Below are 18205 nucleotides of genomic sequence, written 5' to 3'. Positions count from 1 at the left end.
GAATACAGGAGGGCCAGCTTCTTTGACTTAGCGGGATTATTTCAAACCTCTAAATAAACTTCCGTGATACCTTCTTGCCATCGTAGGTGAACAGGACCTGCTTGTCATCGACGGTCGTCTCGACGTGAACCGGCTTGCCCCACAGGGTATATACATAAGGCAGGGTACGTTCGACGTATTTCAAATCCAGCTCCACGGCTTCATATTGGTGTACGAGATAAAGCTCGCCGGAGCGCTGGTAGTCGCCATCCTCAACTGTAATGTAGGGGAAGCCGCCGTTGACGCGTGAATAGACGAGCTGATCACGGATGTTCTCCCACGACTTGTCGGTAATTTTCCACTCCGGCCCCTTTTTCTCAAAGATGTACAGATCCAGCTCCTCGGTCAGCTTCTTCGTCAAATAATTGCGAAGGAATGACTGATCCGATTCCAGTTCACGCACTTCAAATATTTTGGCCCGGCCCTGACCAGATTGACGTCCATACCGCTCTTGCTCTTCCTTCGTTGGCTCATCCCAGCGCTTCTCAATATCCTCGAACAGTTTGATGCCAAGGTAATAAGGGTTCAAGCTATGACGCGATGGCTGTACGACAGAACTGTTCAGCTTTGCATACTCGACTGTTTCTTCGCTAGTAAGATCCAGCTCACGTATAATCCGCTGATGCCAATAGGAAGCCCAGCCCTCGTTCATAATCTTCGTCTCGATCTGCGGCCAGAAATAGAGCATCTCGTCGCGCAGCATGGACATAATATCGCGCTGCCAATCTTCAAGAACAGGCGAGAATTGCTGAATGAACCAGATGATATCCTTCTCCGGCTCCGGTGGGAAGGGGCGATTGGCCATGTCATGCAGGCTGAACTTGGATGACTTGGAGGCTTGGCTTCGTTTGTCTAACTCCCACAAGTCATCATACCGTCCTGGCTCGCTTGGCTGTGCCTCTCGCAGCTCGCGGAGCTTCGCCTCCATATAGCGTTCCTTATCCAGATTGCGCGGCTTGATGACATTTGGATCGATATGCTCCTGAATGCCGAGTACAGCGTCGATGAAGCTCTCGACCGCCTGGGTTCCATACTCCATTTCATATTGATTGACACGTTCAGCCGTGACGGACATGCTGTCTACCATATTGCGGTTCGTGGCTGAGAACCGGGCGTTATTTTTGAAGAAGTCACAGTGGGCAAGCACATGCGCTACGATCAACTTGTTTTGGATAAGTGAATTGCCTTCCAGCAGGAAGGCGTAGCATGGATTGGAATTAATGACGAGCTCGTAGATTTTGCTTAACCCGAAGTCGTATTGCATTTTCATCTTGTGAAAAGTCTTGCCGAAGCTCCAGTGGCTGAAACGTGTGGGCATACCGTATGCTCCAAAGGTATAAATGATGTCGGCCGGGCAGATTTCATATCGCATCGGATAGAAATCGAGCCCGAAGCCTTCGGCGATTTCGGTAATTTCGTCGATGGCATACTCCAGCTCCTGCATGTTATTTGCACTCATGTACGGCTACCTCCCGGCTGTTTTTTGAAAAAGTGCTTCAGCGCCCGGTACACCTCTCCCTTTTCCTTAATGACGTAGTGCATAAAGTTGGGCAGCTGGATATTGCGGTAAGCCGACATTAGGGTGCTGCTGCGGTTGTATTGGTTTACCTCACCGTATCCGAACATGTTGGCCTTCTTTAATATTTGGCCAATAAGCTTCACACAGCGATCGTTATCGCTCGTCAAGTTGTCACCGTCTGAGAAGTGGAACGGATAAATATTGTAGCTGGACGGTGGATAGCGTGTATCGATAATCTCAAGCGCCTTCACATAAGCGGATGAACAGATCGTGCCGCCGCTCTCTCCGCGTGTAAAAAATTCATCCTCGGTTACTTCCTTAGCCTCGGTATGGTGAGCGATGAATACCAGTTCTACCTTCTCGTATTGCTTGCGCAAGAAACGCGTCATCCAGAAGAAGAAGCTGCGCGCACAATATTTCTCGAAGCTGCCCATCGATCCCGAGGTATCCATCATCGCGATAATCACGGCACTTGATTGGGGTTTAATAATTTCCTCCCATGTCTTGTACCGCAGATCGTCAGGACTAATGTGATGAATGCCAGGCTTGCCAGTGAGGGCGTTGCGCCGCAAATTTTCGAGGATCGTCCGCTTTTTGTCAATGTTGGACATGATGCCCTTCTTGCGAATGTCATTGAATCGAATGTCGGTAACCTCGACTTCCTCCTTATCCTTCTGCTGCAAGTTGGGCAGCTCCAATTCATCGAACAGCAGGTTTTCGAGATCTTCGATACTGATCTCCGCTTCAATGATGTCGGCACCGGCTTGATCGCCTGCCTGCTTGCCTTTGGCTTGACCTTGTGAGCTGCTGTCCGTGCCGAGCACATCCCCAACCTGACTGTCTCCGTCTCCTTGACCGACGTGCTTCTTCTTATTGAAGTTATAGACGAATCGGAATTCGTCCAGACTGCGAATAGGGACTTTAATGATTTGTTTGCCATCTGACATAATAATGTTCTCTTCAGTAACGAGATCGGGCAGATTCTGCTTTATCGCTTCACGCACCCTCTGCTGATGGCGTGCTTGATCTTGATAGCCTTTGCGATGGAGCGACCAGTCCTCGCGGGACACAATGAACGTCCGTTCGTTCAATGGCTGACACCTCCTGTTGGACGTATTAACTAATAGTTCGTGTTCAAAAAGGCCGGTTTTCAGCACCGAGAAAGTTGGATGAAGCTAGGGCCTGAGGAGCGGAGCGTACGTTTTGGGTACATGAGCACCGGAAGGTCCGGCTGAATTCAAGATTCGATGCCGAGTCCACTTCATGATTTGCTTCGTGATCAAAAGCGGACTTTTTGAACAACCTCTAATGACCTTTGCTGCTTGTTATGATCACTATATTCACGGGTTGCTGGGATAATGAAACGAGAGATGCACGCGCTCATTGAACTGAGGAAGCAGATTGAAGATCGGCTCATTCATTTAGGTTTGAGGTCTGGCAAGCAGGATGTGATACAATACAAGGTACTTAATTCTTATTTCATGAGTAACTTGAGGAAGTAGAAAGGGAGGTGCATGCAATGACAGCAGGCTCCAAGGAAGACGTAGAAGGACTGAAGGAGATTGGAAGGATTGTAGCATTGGCCATCCAAGAGATGAAGAAGAATGCACGTGCAGGCATGACGACAAAGCAACTGGATGAGATCGGTGGGGAAGTGCTAAAGCGTCATGGTGCTGTATCCGCACCGATGAAGGCTTTTAAATTTCCTGGGCATTCTTGCATCAGTGTGAATACAGAGGTTGCCCATGGGATTCCAGGCAAGAAAGTGCTGCAGCCTGGTGATTTAATTAATGTAGATGTATGCGCGGAAAAGAACGGCTATGTTGCGGATTCGGGACAGTCGTTCCAACTTGCTCCTTACAGCACGGAAATTACGGAACTGTGTCAATACACGCATGATACGATGATGAAGGTCATCTCTTCGTTGAAGCATGGAGTAAAGCTGAACACGATTGGGAAAATGTTCGAGGAAGCTGCTGATCAAGGCGGATATACCGTAATTCAAAACTTGTGCTCTCATGGTGTGGGGAGAGCTGTGCATGAAGAGCCAAGTATTCTGCCGATTTACAATCGACTCGATACAAGAATCCTGAAGGAAGGGATGGTTATTACGATCGAGCCATTCCTGTCCACAGGCGCGGACTATGCGGTGAAGCAGGCAGACGGCTGGACATTAAGCACGCCTGATGGCAGTGTAGCTGCGCAATTCGAGCATACGATTATTATTACGAAGCAAGATCCGATCATTATCACAGTTGCATAGAAGCATCAGAACGATCTAGACTTTCGTCCGGTAAGAGGACGATAGTTCTGGATCGTATTTGTTTTTACTCGTAGAGTAGGTTCTGACTGTGACACAATCCGTGTTTTTCAAGAAGAGGGGGAGCAGGACAAGGAAGGCGTGTTTGACATGAAACCAATAGGTGTCATATAATGAACATTAACATGAAACCAAATGGTTTCGTAATAATGTCGATCTCGTTAGCACATGCTGACAGATATCGAATAGTTGGAGGAATAACATCTATGACGAATCATGCTTCTCAATCATCACTTGATATTCAAAAAACAATTACATTGCAAGCACCGATCCAGAAGGTATGGGATGCGGTAGCTACATCGGAAGGCATTGCAGCCTGGTTCATGCCGAATGATTTCCAGCCTGAGCTTGGCTACGAGTTTCACCTGAACGCGGGCCCCTTCGGAAACTCGCCATGCAAGGTTACAGAACTCGATCCTCCGAACCGCTTGTCATTCCGTTGGGGGAAGGATTGGACATTGACATTTGCCTTGGCTGAAGTTGATGGGAAGACGGAATTTACGCTCATTCACTCTGGATGGGATCCGGAGGGAATTACGGAGTTCGGCGAGACGCATACAGTTGTACGCGAGCGCATGAACAATGGCTGGGACGGATTGGTTCAGAAGCTTCGTTCTATCATCGAGGCGTAAGATGGGGTCATCTGCACCGAAGCATGATGTGTTCCAAGCGATTGCTGATCCTACACGCCGCAAGCTGCTGCAGCTGCTCGCAGATCAGGAACTTCCTGTCACGGTGATTAGCGGACATTTCCCGATGAGCCGGACTGCCGTATCCAAGCATTTGCGTATTCTGGCCGAAGCGGGACTCGTTAAGGATCGGAAAATTGGCAGAGAGGTTAGATACCGGCTGGATCCGGATCCACTGCTGGAATTGAAGAGATGGCTGGCCTATTATGACCGTTATTGGGATAACAAGCTGTCTATGCTCCAGCATTATGTAGAAAGCTCTGGTGATTCAGGTCGCTCTGAAGGTAATGTCGGAATGCAGGAGCGATCAGACAGCAGTGAGGAATAACACGATTGGCTAGATCGCTAATACCGGATATTCCTTACAAGTAATTTCTGCATGAATGAAAGAACATCATCAAACCGCAGTGAACTGCTAAGTAGCGAGCAGGACGCTGTGGTTATTTTTATTGGCACCTAGAAATACACTTTTTCTAACAAAAATTTGAAAATAACCGATATATATGATGTATGACTCTGAGGGGTGGTGTGCACTTATTTTTGTCCCAATGGGAGCGATTCATTTACATGGATCGTTATCTTGTGGATGTGGGTACTGTGCTGGATGTTCTGTTATCAAAGTCATATCCGGCATTCCTGCTTCTCGATATGATTACATCATTAGTTAGATGTAAAAACCTAATGATGAGGTCGATTGAGATGGAAATAAAACAAGGGCAAGGTGAAATGCTGCCATCACCCTCGCGCCGTAAAGAGAACCATAAGCAGGAAGGGCCAAGAATCACACGAGAAAAACGGACTGTTCTGCTCATGCTCCGCATATATTGTCATCATCATCATTCACTGGAGCTGAATCCACATTCCGAGAACCGTTCAGAGCAATACGGATTATGCCCTAGCTGCGCTGAATTGCTTGCCTATGCTTGGAAGCGTCTTACCTATTGCCGCTTCGGAGAGCGCAAGACGACATGTGAACGGTGTGCGGTTCATTGCTATAAGCAAGACAAGCGTGATGCGATCAAATTCGTTATGCGGGAAGTAGGCCCTAAAATGCTGGTTAAGCATCCGATTGTCGCACTCCGCCATGTATGGGATAACCTTCGCGCCCCTGAAGGTGGTAAATAAATCCCCTACCTCAGTATTGCCCTATACGATCATATTTGTTAGTGGAAAAACAGAAATAATTCAGATAATATATAATCGTATCGAATATAGTTAAAAATTGCCGAAATGTGGCTTGAAGGGGCGAACATCATGTTGCGACGCTATACAATTTTAGGAAGTATAAATATGCTGTTATCCGTCGCTCTCGGTGCATTCGGAGCGCATGTCATGAAGGGGTTGTTGACACCTGAGCGGATGGCTACTTTTGAAACAGCTGTTCAATACCATATGGCGCACGCGCTTGGATTGCTTCTTATTGCGTTATTGGCGGATAAACTGGCGGATCAGAAGAAGGTCGCATGGTCAGCTCGATTGATATGGATCGGTATTATTGTGTTCTCTGGAAGCTTGTATCTGCTGTGCTTCACAGGAATTAAAATGTTAGGAGCGATTACACCGTTTGGAGGAGTGGCATTCATCGTTGGTTGGTTGATGCTTGCTCTTGCTGCTCGTCGATGAGTGTTCGTACTGACTCCAACGCTGGAAGGAAGATACTTAGTGAGTGACCGTAAGGTACAGAATGAACGGCAATTGCAGAAGCGGGATCGCTCAATTCGATATGCTTTATATGTAATGGCTGTCTCTTTAATTACGGCAATCGTATGTACAGGGTGGGCTGTGCTGCAGTTGGAGGGATTGGCGCGATTGTGGATGCTGATTCTGCTTACAGCGATGCTTGGATATGCTGCAGCTGCTAAGATTAGATCCTCACACTATGAACGGTTTGGAGTAGCACATAATCCGATTAGCATGATTGAGCCGCCAGCTGTCTCTGTTCAGCCAACATGGAAGTCTTATTACGATCACCTGCCTGTTCCTATGCTGTTTGTCCGTCAAGATGGCAAGGTTGTCGGCATGAACCCAGCGTTCCAAGAGGTAACCGGGTTCGATGGCTCGCTCATCACTATCGGTCAATGGATGGAGGAACAAGCTTGCTCGAAGCTGATTCAGGCCATGGATCAAGTAACAAGCGGGGGCGAGATCGAGCTGGAATTGGTCGGATGCTCGAAGGATGGCTTCCCGCAAGACTGGCTCATTCGAATGACGCAGCTTCCGGGATTGGCTCATTGCCCAGAAGAGGAAGCCATTTTTTCAGTGAGTCTTCGAGACGCGAGTCCAAATCGATATATGGAAGAACGAATTCGCTACATGGCCTATTATGATGATATGACCGGCTTGCCGAATCGTCGAATGTTCATGCAACGGCTGGAAGAAGCGCTAGAGATGGCTGCTCATGCCTCGTTTTCTATTGCGGTGCTGTACATGGATCTTGATCGGTTTAAGCGCATTAACGATACATTTGGTACTGATTTCGGCGATATGCTTCTCATGCAGATTGCCGACCGGCTGCTACGCTCGATGACTGAGAATGATGTCATTGCTCGCATGGAGGGGGATGAATTTATCTGCTTCATGACGAACGCAGGATCAGAGGAGGAAGTGACGGAGCGTGTACGCCAACTGTTGTCGGTGTTCGAGGAGCCGTTCGAATTGAACGATATCCCCGTTCATGTGACGATGAGCATAGGCGTGAAGCTTATTCATGAAGATATGCGCATTCATGATGCAGGTCTGGCCGTTCAGCAGGCGGACTACGCCTTGTCTCGAGTGAAGGAACTGGGGAAGAACGGATATCTATTCTTCGTTCCAGAGATGAATGATCGTCCGCTTGAGCGTATTACACTGGAGCATGATATGCGCAAGGCGCTGACAAGAGGGGAATTCGAGCTCTATTACCAGCCGCAGGTAGATATGTCGACCTACCGAATTGTCGGGATGGAGGCACTTGTGCGCTGGAACCATCCGGAACGAGGCCTCATTCCGCCAGGAGAATTTATCTCCTTGGCTGAAGAGAATGGCTTCATTGTAGCCCTCGGGACATGGATTATGGAAGAAGCCTGCAGACAGAATAAGCAGTGGCAAGATGAAGGCCTTGAACGTATACCGGTATCCGTTAATTTGTCAGTAAGGCAGTTCGAAATGAACAATTTGACAGAGACGGTACAAGAGGTACTGCAGCGAACAGGGCTGGAACCGCAATACCTTGACCTGGAAATTACGGAGAGCATGACGATGGAAGTATCGCGTGCGTCACAGACCTTGCGCAAGTTGAAAGATATGGGCGTAGCGATTAGTATTGATGATTTCGGAACGGGTTACAGCTCACTGCATTATTTGAAGAACTTTCCGATACACCGCCTCAAGATTGATCGCTCCTTTGTGCGTGATTTGCAGCAAGATCCGAATGATGCTGCCATCGTATCGGCAATTATTGCACTCGGGCACAATATGAATATGCAAGTTATTGCAGAAGGTGTAGAGACGAAGGAACAGCTTGTCTTCTTGCAAAATAATCAATGTGACAATATACAGGGCTATTACTTCAGCCCTCCGCTGCCACGCAGTGGGTTCGAATCTCTGTTCCGCAGATATTCGCTGCAATCAGGAAGCGATGAAATGCTTCGTACATAAGTGAATAACAGATATGCAACAGCCGCAATAGGAGTCGACTGATCTGACTTCATTGCGGCTGTTGTTGTTTGTTCATGTGTTATTGAGTTTAGGGCTGCATATCTTCGATCTCATTCAGGTTGAATGCGTACACTTGCTTCTCATCAACATGGTATACGTTCAGCAGCTGATTTGAGGCGTCATAATTGAGGATACGGCAGGGGAGATTCAATGTGATGCCTTTTCCTTTGTTAATGCGCAAACGTAATAAACGATTCTGTTCGATGTAGCTTCGGAGCTGATTCTCGACATCTTGAAGCCTGGCATCATTGGATTGCTGTTGGCTCGGCTTCGTATATTCGGCAGCTGCGGTGCGTGCTGGCTTGTTCATAGTTGCCATTGATTCTGGTGATTGTGCGGCCGCACCCCGCTTGTTATTTGTTCTCGGTGAGGAATTATCCACACGATGATCAGCAGCTGCGGAGCTTGAATGGGCTGCGCGAACTGCCAGCTTGCCAAACGGTGACTGCTTGATATTGCGATGCTGCATGGCTTCGGCAAGCTCCAACAAGGAACCGAGCTCATTACCGGATTGAACGCGTGCGTCCAGTACGTCGGGGTGTTGATGCAGCAATTGCAGCAAAGCTTCTAGCGCAGCCACGTTGGATTCGCCTTGTACAAGGATGTCAACATTGAACTTGAAGACGGATTGTTGAGATGAAGTAGGATAAAGCATTGTCAGTAATTCCTCCAACCTGGACATTTTGCCTAGATAAATACATTATAATACGGTATAAATTCCGACAAATATAGTTCTTTAGAACTAAATATCGTTTTGCGGGCACATACGCGCCAAAAAGACGGCGATTGCATAAGATGATACCATCCTGTAAGTCAGAAGGAGGCATTCAAAGTGATACGGTTAATACCCATGGAAATAGGTGAGAGAACCGTGCTAGGCGTTGAAGTGCTGCTGCCCAAAACGACACTTCTGTCGATCTCAACCGATAAAGGCTATATTATGTGCGGTGCGCTTGATGTAGGGCTGCTCAATACGAAGCTGCATGATCGAGGGATCATCGCAGGACGCGCAGTCGGGGTACGGACACTGGAGCAGTTGCTTGAAGCTCCGCTTGAATCCATCACTAACGAAGCTGAGCGTCTCGGTATTACAGTTGGCATGAAGGGCAGCGATGCTTTGAACCTCATGTTCTAAGGCACTTCTAAAATTCAGCTGTATGATCAATGCGCAGGGGACGCATAATATTGAAGTATTCCGATGTTTTATGTATCAAGCGTCATAGCTGATTTGAAGCAGCTTGCGTTACACTTATGACCTCTAGTCCTTATGGGACGCCGTGTTGCGATGATTCATTTCACGTGGACACGGGTACATATATATAGTAGGCCAGCAGAATAAAGTTGCAAGGAATCGATGAGAAATAGGGTAGAAAAGATTGGCAATCAACATTTGTACAAGAAAGACTTGAAAAATAGTTAATATTAATTTAGAATTATTATTAATAAGAAATTGATATCAATTAGGAGGCGTTTTGATCATGGCAAATAACGAAAAACTTCAATCTCTGTTGAATCAGCAAGTAGCGAACTTGAACGTATTGTATGTGAAACTTCATAACTACCATTGGTATGTAAAAGGTCCTCTGTTCTTCACGCTGCATGAGAAGTTCGAAGAGTTCTATAATGAAATCACAGCGAAAATGGATGATGTTGCGGAACGCTTGCTCACAATTGGGGGCAGACCATATGCTACTGTGAAGCAGTATTTGGAGCATACAACATTGCAAGAAGCGACAGGCAGCGAAACAGCAGAAGAAATGGTGAAGCAGCTTGTTAAAGACTTCAATCAATTGATTGCAGAATGCGGCGAAGCACAAGAAGCAGCGCAAGCTGCTGGGGACGAGCCTACAAATGACTTGTTCATCGGCATTCAATCTGACCTAGAGAAGCATGTATGGATGTTGAATGCATTCCTTGCGTAAGGAATGGCGGATACAAATTTCGATACGTAAATGAAAATCATATAAGCGCATCCTGAAAAGGGTGCGCTTTTTACTGAAATTATATATAAAAATTGATAAAACGATGATGCTCTAGCTAATAGGGCGCTTTTCTATAGAAATAGGGGGCTGTTATGCAAGAGGTATAAAGAGAGAGGACAGGGCGCTGGTTGATTTATACAAATGATTGTTTTAAAATTATATTGAGAATCAATGATAATCATTTTATAATGATTATAATGTGATAAATCTTATAGCGTGGATAAAGATTACTTGTTCTTTCAGTATACATCTTTTCTACAAATCCATCAATCTGGAGGTTACAACACAATGTCAACTCAATTCGTCATTAATGGTTTGAAGGCGACCATTGAAGGTAAAGAGATTCTGAAAGGAATCAACCTTGAAATGAAGGGCGGCGAGGTACATGCTATCATGGGTCCTAACGGAACTGGTAAAAGTACACTTGCTTCTGCTTTGATGGGCCATCCTAAATATGAAGTAACAGAAGGTTCTGCTACATTGAACGGTGAAGATTTGCTTGAGATGGAAGTTGACGAGCGCGCTCGCGCCGGCCTATTCCTTGCTATGCAATATCCAAGCGAGATCGCAGGTGTAACGAACTCCGACTTCTTGCGCAGTGCCATCAATGCACGCCGCGGCGAAGGCAACGAAATCTCCTTGATTAAGTTCATTCGCCAAATGGAAGGCAAAATGAAAGAGCTTGAGATGAACGAAGAGTTCGCTCATCGTTACTTGAACGAAGGCTTCTCCGGCGGGGAGAAGAAGCGTAACGAAATTTTGCAAATGATGATGCTCGATCCGAAAATCGTAGTATTGGATGAAATCGACTCCGGTTTGGATATCGACGCCTTGAAGATCGTTGCAAATGGTGTAAATGCGATGCGTAGCGAAGAACGTGGATTCTTGGTTATTACGCACTATCAACGTTTGCTGAACTATGTGAAGCCTGACTTCGTACACGTTATGATGCAAGGCCGCATCGTGAAATCCGGCGGACCTGAGCTGGCTGAGCGCCTTGAGGCAGAAGGCTACGACTGGGTGAAGGAAGAACTCGGCATTACAGACGAAACAGTTGGACAAGACGAGTAATTCATTCTAGCAAACGATTGACAGGAGGAGCGATAGACCGATGAGCACGAATACGACATTGCCAGTGAGCCGTGAAGCGGTCGCAGCGCTTTCGAGCCGCAAGAGTGAGCCGGCATGGCTTGCTGAATTGCGCTTGCAGGCGTTGGATCAAGCAGCAGGACTGGATTATCCGATATTTGAGAAAACAAAAATTGAACGTTGGGATCTTAGTGCATATGGCGAACATGTAGATGGTCAATTGGCATCTACATTTGCTACTATTCCAGCAGAAGCTCGCAATATTTTGACAGGGGATGAGTCTTCCGAGCAGGTTGACAACGTGCTGGTTCAGCACAATTCCAGTGTTATTTATCGTCAGCTGCAAGCTGAATTGGCAGCGAAGGGTGTTATCTTCACAGACTTGGAGACGGCTGTTCGTGAGCACGAAGACTTGGTGAAGCCTCATTTGATGCAAGCTCTGAAGGCTGATGAGCATCAATTGGCAGCTGTACATGCTGCAGTATGGAATGGCGGCGTATTCTTGTACGTGCCTAAAAATGTAGAAGTGGATATTCCGCTTCAGGCTGTATTCTATACAGACAATGCAAAGGCTACATTTGCACCGCATGTGTTGATCGTGGCGGATGTGAACAGTCGCTTGAACTACGTAGACAACTACGTATCCGGATCTTCTTCTGATGCTTATGTTCATAATGGTGTAGTTGAAGTATTTGTTAAATCCGGTGCGAAGGTAACTTATGCATCTGTCCATCATTTGGATGAGAAGGCTACGGATATCACGATTCGTCGTGCAATTGTTGAAAATGACGGCCGCATTGAGTGGATTGTTGGTGAAATGCACAACGGTAACGCTGCGTCTGAAACGAACTCAATCCTGAAAGGGAACGGTTCTACTTCCGATACAAAAGTAATATGCGTAGGAAATGGCGAGCAAAAGCTGAACATTACGACGAAAGCCGTACACATCGGAAAAAGCTCTGACAGCCAAATGATTACGCGCGCGGTTATGCGCGAATCTGCTTCTTCGATCATTAACGGGATTACGAAGATCGAGAAGGGAGCAACAAAAGCGAACGGTGAGCAAACCGAGCGCGTGCTCATGTTGAGCCCGAAAGCTCGTGGTGACGCCAACCCAATCTTGCTTATCGATGAGGACGATGTAACAGCGGGTCATGCTGCTTCTGCTGGTCAAGTGAACCAGGAGCAAGTACATTACATGATGTCGCGCGGTATTGCTCGTGAAGAGGCGGAGAACCTGATTATCCGCGGCTTCTTGGCGCCAGTTGTAGCTGAGCTGCCAAGCGAGCATCTGCAGCAATTGCTGAAGCGTTACATTGAAAGGAAGCTGGGACAATGATTGGACGCGAGCTTCGTGAGCAATTTCCGATACTAAATCAGGAAATTAATGGTCATCCGTTGGTGTATTTAGACAGTGCGGCAACTTCACAGAAGCCGAGGTCCGTAATTGATGCGATACAAGCGTATTATGAGAAGGACAACTCGAACGTACATCGCGGCGTCCATACGCTCGGTTCCCGGGCGACAGACGCTTACGAAGGTGCGCGGGAGAAAGTTGCCCGGTTCATTAATGCGGCACGCACGGAAGAGATTGTGTTCACACGCGGGACGACATCTGCGCTTAATCTCGTTGCATCGTCCTATGGACGCAGCGTATGCGGTGAAGGCGATGAAATCGTAATTACGCAAATGGAACACCACAGCAATTTCATTCCGTGGCAGCAGGTCGCGAAGGCGACAGGGGCTACTTTGAAATTTATCCCGATGCAGGAAGATGGTACACTCCTGCTGTCTGATGTGGAGCAGACGATTACAGATCGGACGAAAATTGTATCGATTGCTTATGCATCCAATGTCCTCGGAATCGTGAATCCAGTGAAGCAGATCGCGGAGATTGCACATCGTCACGGTGCTGTAATCGTAGTTGACGGCGCACAGAGCACACCGCATATGCGGATTGATGTTCAGGATCTGGATTGCGACTTCTACTCATTGTCAGGGCATAAAATGTGCGGGCCGACCGGAATCGGGGCATTATATGGGAAGATGGCGCTGCTCGAGAAGATGGAACCAATCGAATTCGGCGGTGAAATGATCGACTTCGTCGAGTTGTATGATTCGACATGGAAGGATGTACCTGCACGATTCGAAGCAGGAACACCGATCATTGCGGGTGCTGTTGGACTTGGCGCTGCGATTGATTTCCTGAACGAAGTAGGGCTGGACAATATTCATAAGCATGAAATGCAGCTGGGTGCCTATGCAGTCGAGCGCTTGTCTGAGATTGAGGGAATCTCGATCTACGGTCCTCGCAGCGAACGGATCGGGCTCGTTACATTCAATTTGGATGATGTCCATCCTCATGATGTAGCTACTGTTCTGGATGCGAAGGGGATTGCGGTACGTGCCGGACATCACTGCTGCCAACCACTTATGCGTTGGCTTAAGGTAAGTGCAACGGCGCGCGCAAGTTTCTACTTGTACAACACGGAAGCAGACATTGACCGGTTGGCGGAAGCCTTGCGGGAAACGAAGGAGTATTTCAGCGATGCAATTGGATGATCTGTATCGCCGAGTCATCATGGATCACTACAAGAAGCCGCGCAATCGCGGCACGTTCGAGGATGACACGGTTACGGTTGACTTGAACAACCCGACTTGTGGAGATCGCATATCACTGCAGCTTAAGCTGAACGATGGCATTGTTGAGGATGCCAGATTCACAGGCGAAGGCTGCTCGATTAGCATGTCTAGTGCGTCAATGATGACAGAAGCGGTTAAAGGTAAGACGTTGGAGCAGGCACATGAATTGGCTGAGCGATTCTCTGCCCTGGTAAAAGGCGAGGACGCTGCGTTTGATGAATATGAAGATATCGAGGCTCTGTCCGGCGTGAACAAATTCCCGGCTCGCATCAAGTGTGCGACATTGGCTTGGAACGCGCTGCGCAAAGGGATCGAGAAGCCTGAATAGGCGATAAAGTGCGAGGTTCGCACGAAGGAGGTACAACAACAATGGCGAAGAAAATGCCTGAAATGGAAGAATACAAGTATGGCTTTCGCGATAATCACCAAGCAGTCTTCCAATCCGGTAAAGGGCTGACGCCGGAGATCGTTACCGAGATTTCCCGTATTAAGGGTGAGCCTGACTGGATGCTGGAATTCCGCTTGAAGTCGCTTGAGCAATTTAACAAAATGACAATGCCTCGTTGGGGCGGCGATTTGGATGAGCTGGACTTCAACGACATTCAATACTATGTGCGTCCTTCTGAGAAGCAAGGAAAGACATGGGAAGAAGTTCCGACTGAAATTAAAGAAACATTCGATAAGCTCGGTATTCCGGAAGCGGAACAGAAGTTCCTTGCCGGTGTATCTGCTCAGTATGAATCTGAGGTTGTCTATCACAGCATGCAGAAGGATCTCGAAGAGCAGGGCGTAATCTTTATGGATACGGACACAGCGCTTCGTGAGCATCCGGAGATTTTCCGTGAGCACTTCGCATCTGTTGTTCCTCCAGCGGACAACAAGTTCGCTGCATTGAACAGTGCAGTATGGTCGGGCGGAAGCTTCATCTACGTGCCTAAAGGCGTGAAGTGTGAAATTCCGTTGCAAGCTTACTTCCGTATCAACTCCGAGAACATGGGTCAGTTCGAGCGTACGCTGATTATCGCTGATGAAGACAGCTTCGTGCACTACGTTGAAGGCTGTACAGCGCCTATCTACAGCACGAATTCCCTTCACAGTGCGGTTGTTGAGATTATCGTGAAGAAAAATGCGCGTGTTCGTTATACAACAATCCAAAACTGGGCGCCAAACATCTACAACCTGGTTACAAAGCGTGCCGTTGCGGAAGAAAATGCGAACATGGAGTGGGTTGACGGCAACATCGGCTCCAAGCTGACTATGAAATACCCAGCTGTCATCTTGAAAGGCCGCGGGGCAAAAGGCTCTGTGTTGTCCATTGCGGTAGCAGGTAAAGGCCAGCATCAGGATGCGGGTGCGAAGATGATTCACTTGGCTCCAGATACAACGTCGACAATCATCTCGAAATCCATCTCGAAGCATGGCGGTAAGGTTTCGTATCGCGGCTTGACTTCATTCGGTCGTGATTCTGATGGTGCAAAATCAAACGTAAAATGTGATACGTTGATCTTGGATAACGAGTCTACGTCCGATACGATTCCATACAACGAGATTCGCAACGACAATATCCAATTGGAGCATGAAGCGACAGTATCCAAGGTATCCGAGGATCAGCTCTTCTATCTGATGAGCCGCGGCTTGACTGAGGATGAAGCGACTCAAATGATCGTTATGGGCTTCATCGAGCCGTTCACGAAGGAGCTCCCAATGGAATATGCCGTTGAGATGAATAGATTGATCAAATTCGAAATGGAAGGCTCTATCGGTTAATGACTGCTTCTGCAGTCTGCAAATCGGCCTAACCTTCATAAGATTGAAGTCACATACGTGCTCATTTGTTTGCTGTACATGGTACAGCAGGCAGGAGCACGTATTTTTTTGTGTGCTGATCGGCCTTATTGCGTTTCATTCCTCATTGTCTGTTCCCGTTTTTGCTGTATCCGCATGGTACACCCCAAATATGGCATACTAATCCCTATGCTGATGTTCAACTTGCTTGCAGCGGGTTCGCATCTATGTTATCTCACTACGCAACAGGAGGATTGGAAATGGTGGACCCTATCCAACAGGAGCGAAAGTTGCGGCACATTCGTCGCAAGCACAGATTCCGTATCATGATGTTATTAGGCTGTATGGTAGTATGTCTGCTTGCACCAGCCAATGCACATTCTATGTCCGTAGCATCACAAATCGACACCCATCATGAGAGTGCGCCAGCTCGCAGAGATCGTGCCTATTATGAAGGGCGAGGAGATATCGTCTGGGAAGTGCCGTCTGCCGGCAAGCGGATTGCACTCACATTTGACGATGGTCCTGATCCAACTCGCACTCCGGTTATCTTAGACCTGTTAAAGCAGTATAATGCCAAGGCTACCTTCTTCGTCGTAGGATGGAGAGTAAAGTCGCACCAGGAAATAGTGAAGCGCACAGTTCGTGAGGGACATGAAATTGCGAACCATACGTATCATCATAAATATTTTCGCAAAGGTGTAACGAAGGCCGAGATTGAAGAGGAAATTATGAAGGCGCATCGAGTGATTGAAGAGGTAACAGGTACGCCGCCTCAATTGTTCCGGCCACCTGGCGGGTATTATAATGAGCGGCTTGTAGAAATTGCACGGGAGAAGGGGTACCGCGTTATTTTATGGTCGTGGCATCAGGATACGAAGGATTGGCGTTCGCCAGGAGTAGATCGAATTGTCAATAAGGTGCTTGGACATGCAAGAAACGGTGACATTGTACTGATGCACGACTTAGTAGAAGGAAGCACACAGACCATTCAGGCGCTGAAGAAAATACTGCCCGAATTGAAGCGGCGGGGCTATTCATTTGTCACCGTTTCTGAATTAATGGCATATCGGGTTAAGGCGAAGACTTCCTAAGTTCATTTGTTCAGTCAGGCTAGAAGGGTTCATACCCAGCGAAAGACGCCGTAAGTGTGTTCATCATCAGGCACACAGTAGGTTACATGCACACTTCTTCAATATGAAGATCGCGGCATTGTGTCAAATCAACGAAACGATTATCAATTTGCACGAGCGGCCGGAAAAATTCAGTCTGATGATTCATGATGATTGTTCCGGTTCGCCCGTCGCTTAGGCGTGCCTGCTTATGGATGAAGTTAGGCAGCATATGGCGAATGAAGGTATGAACAATGTGGGGATCAAGTCCGCTGTAGCTCATCGAATCAAGCTCTTTCAGAACCGTAAATAAATCCTGCTTGTCCCGATAAATTCGTGTAGATGTCATGGAGCTATACACATCAGCAACTGCGATGATACGTGCTGTCGGATGGATCTCCTGCTCAGCAGCACCATAAGGGTAACCGCTTCCATCTAAGCGTTCATGATGCTGGAGGGCCGCCATCGCGAGCCAATTGTCGCTATAGGAGGAACGGACGATTTCATAGCCGATCACAGTATGCGACTTCATCTCTTCGAACTCCGAGCTCGTCAGCTGTCCAGGCTTGAGTAGGATCGACTTGTGAATGCGACTCTTGCCGATGTCATGCAGAAATCCTGCCTTGCATATGCGCTCCGCATCCTCTTCTCCGTAATGCATCCACTTGGCCAAATAGTAAGACAGCATGCCGACCTGTACGGAATGCTGGTACGTATAATTATCCTTCGAGTCCAGCAGAAGCAAGAGGGATACAACATCACGCTGCTTCTCCATCTGTTGAATAAGCGGTGTGATGGACGATTGTACAAGCTCATCCTGCAGAAATCCGTGCTGGATAACATCCTGAAAGATGCTCTCCACATTTCGAGTTGCCTCCATGTAGCCTTTCTGCATTTCCTCATGAACGATATGATTTGAACTTGGCGGCACATTGATCTGGGATGGGGATACAGCCTCTTCATCGGTGAGTGGTCTTGCTTCGATGTCTACCATATCCATGTGATGACGAATAAGCAGGGCGATGTCCCTATGCTTCATAACGGTTCCAGCAGACAGAACCAACAGTCCTCTATCATTGAAAATATCCTTCGTGAGAGTGTCCCCTTCGTGAATTTGCGTGACATGAATCCGCACCAAATGTCTCACCCTTCTAGTCATTTTGTACTACATGCATCATTTATCATATCAAAGCCAGTCACAAGATAACAGTAACATTTTCCAGGAAAATGTGAAGAATTGGTGCTGAAATGTTCCCTCTGCTCGTATACAAAGAACAAGATACTTTGTCCGAACGTGAAATGCTCGCAATCATTCAAATCATCATGCTGAG

18 protein-coding genes are annotated in these 18205 nt (G+C 47.4%); 14 read left to right on the top strand and 4 right to left on the bottom strand.

Annotation, left to right across the window (positions count from 1 at the left end; all coding sequences use genetic code 11):
* Nucleotides 1-49: 49 nt before the first annotated feature.
* Both M3661_RS08025 and yhbH read right to left on the bottom strand, forming a co-directional pair.
* Nucleotides 50-1498, bottom strand: a complete 1449-nt coding sequence (locus M3661_RS08025; RefSeq protein ID WP_065293933.1) for a SpoVR family protein — start codon at nucleotides 1496-1498, stop codon at nucleotides 50-52.
* Nucleotides 1495-2649, bottom strand: a complete 1155-nt coding sequence (gene yhbH / locus M3661_RS08020; protein ID WP_065293934.1) for a sporulation protein YhbH — start codon at nucleotides 2647-2649, stop codon at nucleotides 1495-1497. Before yhbH ends, M3661_RS08025 begins: the two co-directional genes overlap by 4 nt.
* 428 nt (nucleotides 2650-3077) lie before the next feature.
* Between yhbH and map the strand changes: the two genes are divergently transcribed.
* From map to M3661_RS07990, 6 genes are all read left to right on the top strand, one after another.
* Nucleotides 3078-3821 carry a type I methionyl aminopeptidase gene (gene map, locus M3661_RS08015; RefSeq protein WP_251483489.1) on the top strand — a complete coding sequence of 248 codons (744 nt, stop codon included), beginning with the start codon at nucleotides 3078-3080 and terminating at the stop codon, nucleotides 3819-3821.
* 263 nt (nucleotides 3822-4084) lie between these two features.
* Complete coding sequence (locus tag M3661_RS08010) at nucleotides 4085-4510, top strand: SRPBCC family protein (RefSeq protein ID WP_021259039.1); 426 nt, start codon at nucleotides 4085-4087, stop codon at nucleotides 4508-4510.
* Nucleotide 4511: 1 nt separating this feature from the next.
* Nucleotides 4512-4895 (top strand): ArsR/SmtB family transcription factor, encoded by a 384-nt coding sequence (locus M3661_RS08005; RefSeq protein WP_072731512.1) that lies wholly within the window; start codon nucleotides 4512-4514, stop codon nucleotides 4893-4895.
* Nucleotides 4896-5134: 239 nt separating this feature from the next.
* Entirely contained in the window at nucleotides 5135-5692 is a 558-nt protein-coding gene (locus tag M3661_RS08000; RefSeq protein ID WP_251483487.1) for a nitrous oxide-stimulated promoter family protein, read from the top strand.
* 129 nt (nucleotides 5693-5821) lie between these two features.
* The gene (locus tag M3661_RS07995; RefSeq protein WP_251483485.1) at nucleotides 5822-6190 is read left to right on the top strand and encodes a DUF423 domain-containing protein; all 369 of its coding nucleotides are present in this window, start codon (nucleotides 5822-5824) and stop codon (nucleotides 6188-6190) included.
* A 39-nt stretch (nucleotides 6191-6229) separates the two neighbouring features.
* On the top strand, nucleotides 6230-8203 hold the full coding sequence (locus M3661_RS07990; protein WP_251483483.1) for a sensor domain-containing protein: 1974 nt from the start codon (nucleotides 6230-6232) through the stop codon (nucleotides 8201-8203).
* Nucleotides 8204-8291: 88 nt separating this feature from the next.
* Here the strand turns inward: M3661_RS07990 and M3661_RS07985 are convergent, their stop codons facing one another.
* The gene (locus tag M3661_RS07985; RefSeq protein ID WP_251483479.1) at nucleotides 8292-8918 is read right to left on the bottom strand and encodes a hypothetical protein; all 627 of its coding nucleotides are present in this window, start codon (nucleotides 8916-8918) and stop codon (nucleotides 8292-8294) included.
* A gap of 177 nt (nucleotides 8919-9095) precedes the next feature.
* On the opposite strand from M3661_RS07985, the gene M3661_RS07980 reads away from it, so the two are divergent.
* The 8 genes from M3661_RS07980 (at nucleotide 9096) to M3661_RS07945 (ending at nucleotide 16856) form a co-directional block, all read left to right on the top strand.
* Nucleotides 9096-9398, top strand: a complete 303-nt coding sequence (locus M3661_RS07980) for a YunC family protein (protein WP_251483477.1) — start codon at nucleotides 9096-9098, stop codon at nucleotides 9396-9398.
* 343 nt (nucleotides 9399-9741) lie between these two features.
* Nucleotides 9742-10185: a Dps family protein gene (locus M3661_RS07975; RefSeq protein ID WP_021259033.1), complete on the top strand. Its 444-nt coding sequence runs from the start codon at nucleotides 9742-9744 to the stop codon at nucleotides 10183-10185.
* A 348-nt stretch (nucleotides 10186-10533) separates the two neighbouring features.
* A complete protein-coding gene (gene sufC, locus M3661_RS07970; RefSeq protein WP_021254151.1) occupies nucleotides 10534-11316 on the top strand; it encodes a Fe-S cluster assembly ATPase SufC in 783 nt (260 codons plus the stop codon).
* Nucleotides 11317-11356: 40 nt separating this feature from the next.
* On the top strand, nucleotides 11357-12673 hold the full coding sequence (sufD, locus tag M3661_RS07965; protein ID WP_251483475.1) for a Fe-S cluster assembly protein SufD: 1317 nt from the start codon (nucleotides 11357-11359) through the stop codon (nucleotides 12671-12673).
* Nucleotides 12670-13896: a cysteine desulfurase gene (locus M3661_RS07960; RefSeq protein ID WP_065292099.1), complete on the top strand. Its 1227-nt coding sequence runs from the start codon at nucleotides 12670-12672 to the stop codon at nucleotides 13894-13896. Before sufD ends, M3661_RS07960 begins: the two co-directional genes overlap by 4 nt.
* Nucleotides 13883-14305: a Fe-S cluster assembly sulfur transfer protein SufU gene (gene sufU / locus M3661_RS07955; RefSeq protein WP_065292100.1), complete on the top strand. Its 423-nt coding sequence runs from the start codon at nucleotides 13883-13885 to the stop codon at nucleotides 14303-14305. The genes M3661_RS07960 and sufU overlap by 14 nt, the downstream gene beginning before the upstream one ends.
* Nucleotides 14306-14346: 41 nt before the next feature.
* On the top strand, nucleotides 14347-15744 hold the full coding sequence (gene sufB, locus M3661_RS07950; RefSeq protein WP_138187094.1) for a Fe-S cluster assembly protein SufB: 1398 nt from the start codon (nucleotides 14347-14349) through the stop codon (nucleotides 15742-15744).
* A 278-nt stretch (nucleotides 15745-16022) separates the two neighbouring features.
* Nucleotides 16023-16856 (top strand): polysaccharide deacetylase family protein, encoded by an 834-nt coding sequence (locus tag M3661_RS07945; protein ID WP_251483473.1) that lies wholly within the window; start codon nucleotides 16023-16025, stop codon nucleotides 16854-16856.
* 82 nt (nucleotides 16857-16938) lie between these two features.
* On the opposite strand, the gene M3661_RS07940 is transcribed toward M3661_RS07945, so the two are convergent.
* Entirely contained in the window at nucleotides 16939-18009 is a 1071-nt protein-coding gene (locus M3661_RS07940; protein WP_065292132.1) for an HD-GYP domain-containing protein, read from the bottom strand.
* Nucleotides 18010-18205 lie beyond the last annotated feature (196 nt).

This window comes from Paenibacillus sp. MER 180, assembly GCF_023713665.1.
GTDB lineage: Bacteria > Bacillota > Bacilli > Paenibacillales > Paenibacillaceae > Paenibacillus_B > Paenibacillus_B suaedae.
The sequence above is the reverse complement of the archived record's forward strand: the minus strand, read 5'-3'. Positions and strand labels throughout refer to the sequence as shown.

Coding starts and splice junctions, on each gene's coding strand:
- M3661_RS08010 (WP_021259039.1), top strand. CDS start 4,085: ATGACGAATCATGCTTCTCAATCATCACTTGATATTCAAAAAACAATT.
- M3661_RS07960 (WP_065292099.1), top strand. CDS start 12,670: ATGATTGGACGCGAGCTTCGTGAGCAATTTCCGATACTAAATCAGGAA.
- sufB (WP_138187094.1), top strand. CDS start 14,347: ATGGCGAAGAAAATGCCTGAAATGGAAGAATACAAGTATGGCTTTCGC.
- M3661_RS08025 (WP_065293933.1), bottom strand. CDS start 1,498: ATGAGTGCAAATAACATGCAGGAGCTGGAGTATGCCATCGACGAAATT.
- M3661_RS07995 (WP_251483485.1), top strand. CDS start 5,822: ATGTTGCGACGCTATACAATTTTAGGAAGTATAAATATGCTGTTATCC.
- sufD (WP_251483475.1), top strand. CDS start 11,357: ATGAGCACGAATACGACATTGCCAGTGAGCCGTGAAGCGGTCGCAGCG.
- M3661_RS08005 (WP_072731512.1), top strand. CDS start 4,512: ATGGGGTCATCTGCACCGAAGCATGATGTGTTCCAAGCGATTGCTGAT.
- M3661_RS07985 (WP_251483479.1), bottom strand. CDS start 8,918: ATGCTTTATCCTACTTCATCTCAACAATCCGTCTTCAAGTTCAATGTT.
- M3661_RS07975 (WP_021259033.1), top strand. CDS start 9,742: ATGGCAAATAACGAAAAACTTCAATCTCTGTTGAATCAGCAAGTAGCG.
- map (WP_251483489.1), top strand. CDS start 3,078: ATGACAGCAGGCTCCAAGGAAGACGTAGAAGGACTGAAGGAGATTGGA.
- M3661_RS07945 (WP_251483473.1), top strand. CDS start 16,023: ATGGTGGACCCTATCCAACAGGAGCGAAAGTTGCGGCACATTCGTCGC.
- sufU (WP_065292100.1), top strand. CDS start 13,883: ATGCAATTGGATGATCTGTATCGCCGAGTCATCATGGATCACTACAAG.
- sufC (WP_021254151.1), top strand. CDS start 10,534: ATGTCAACTCAATTCGTCATTAATGGTTTGAAGGCGACCATTGAAGGT.
- M3661_RS08000 (WP_251483487.1), top strand. CDS start 5,135: ATGGATCGTTATCTTGTGGATGTGGGTACTGTGCTGGATGTTCTGTTA.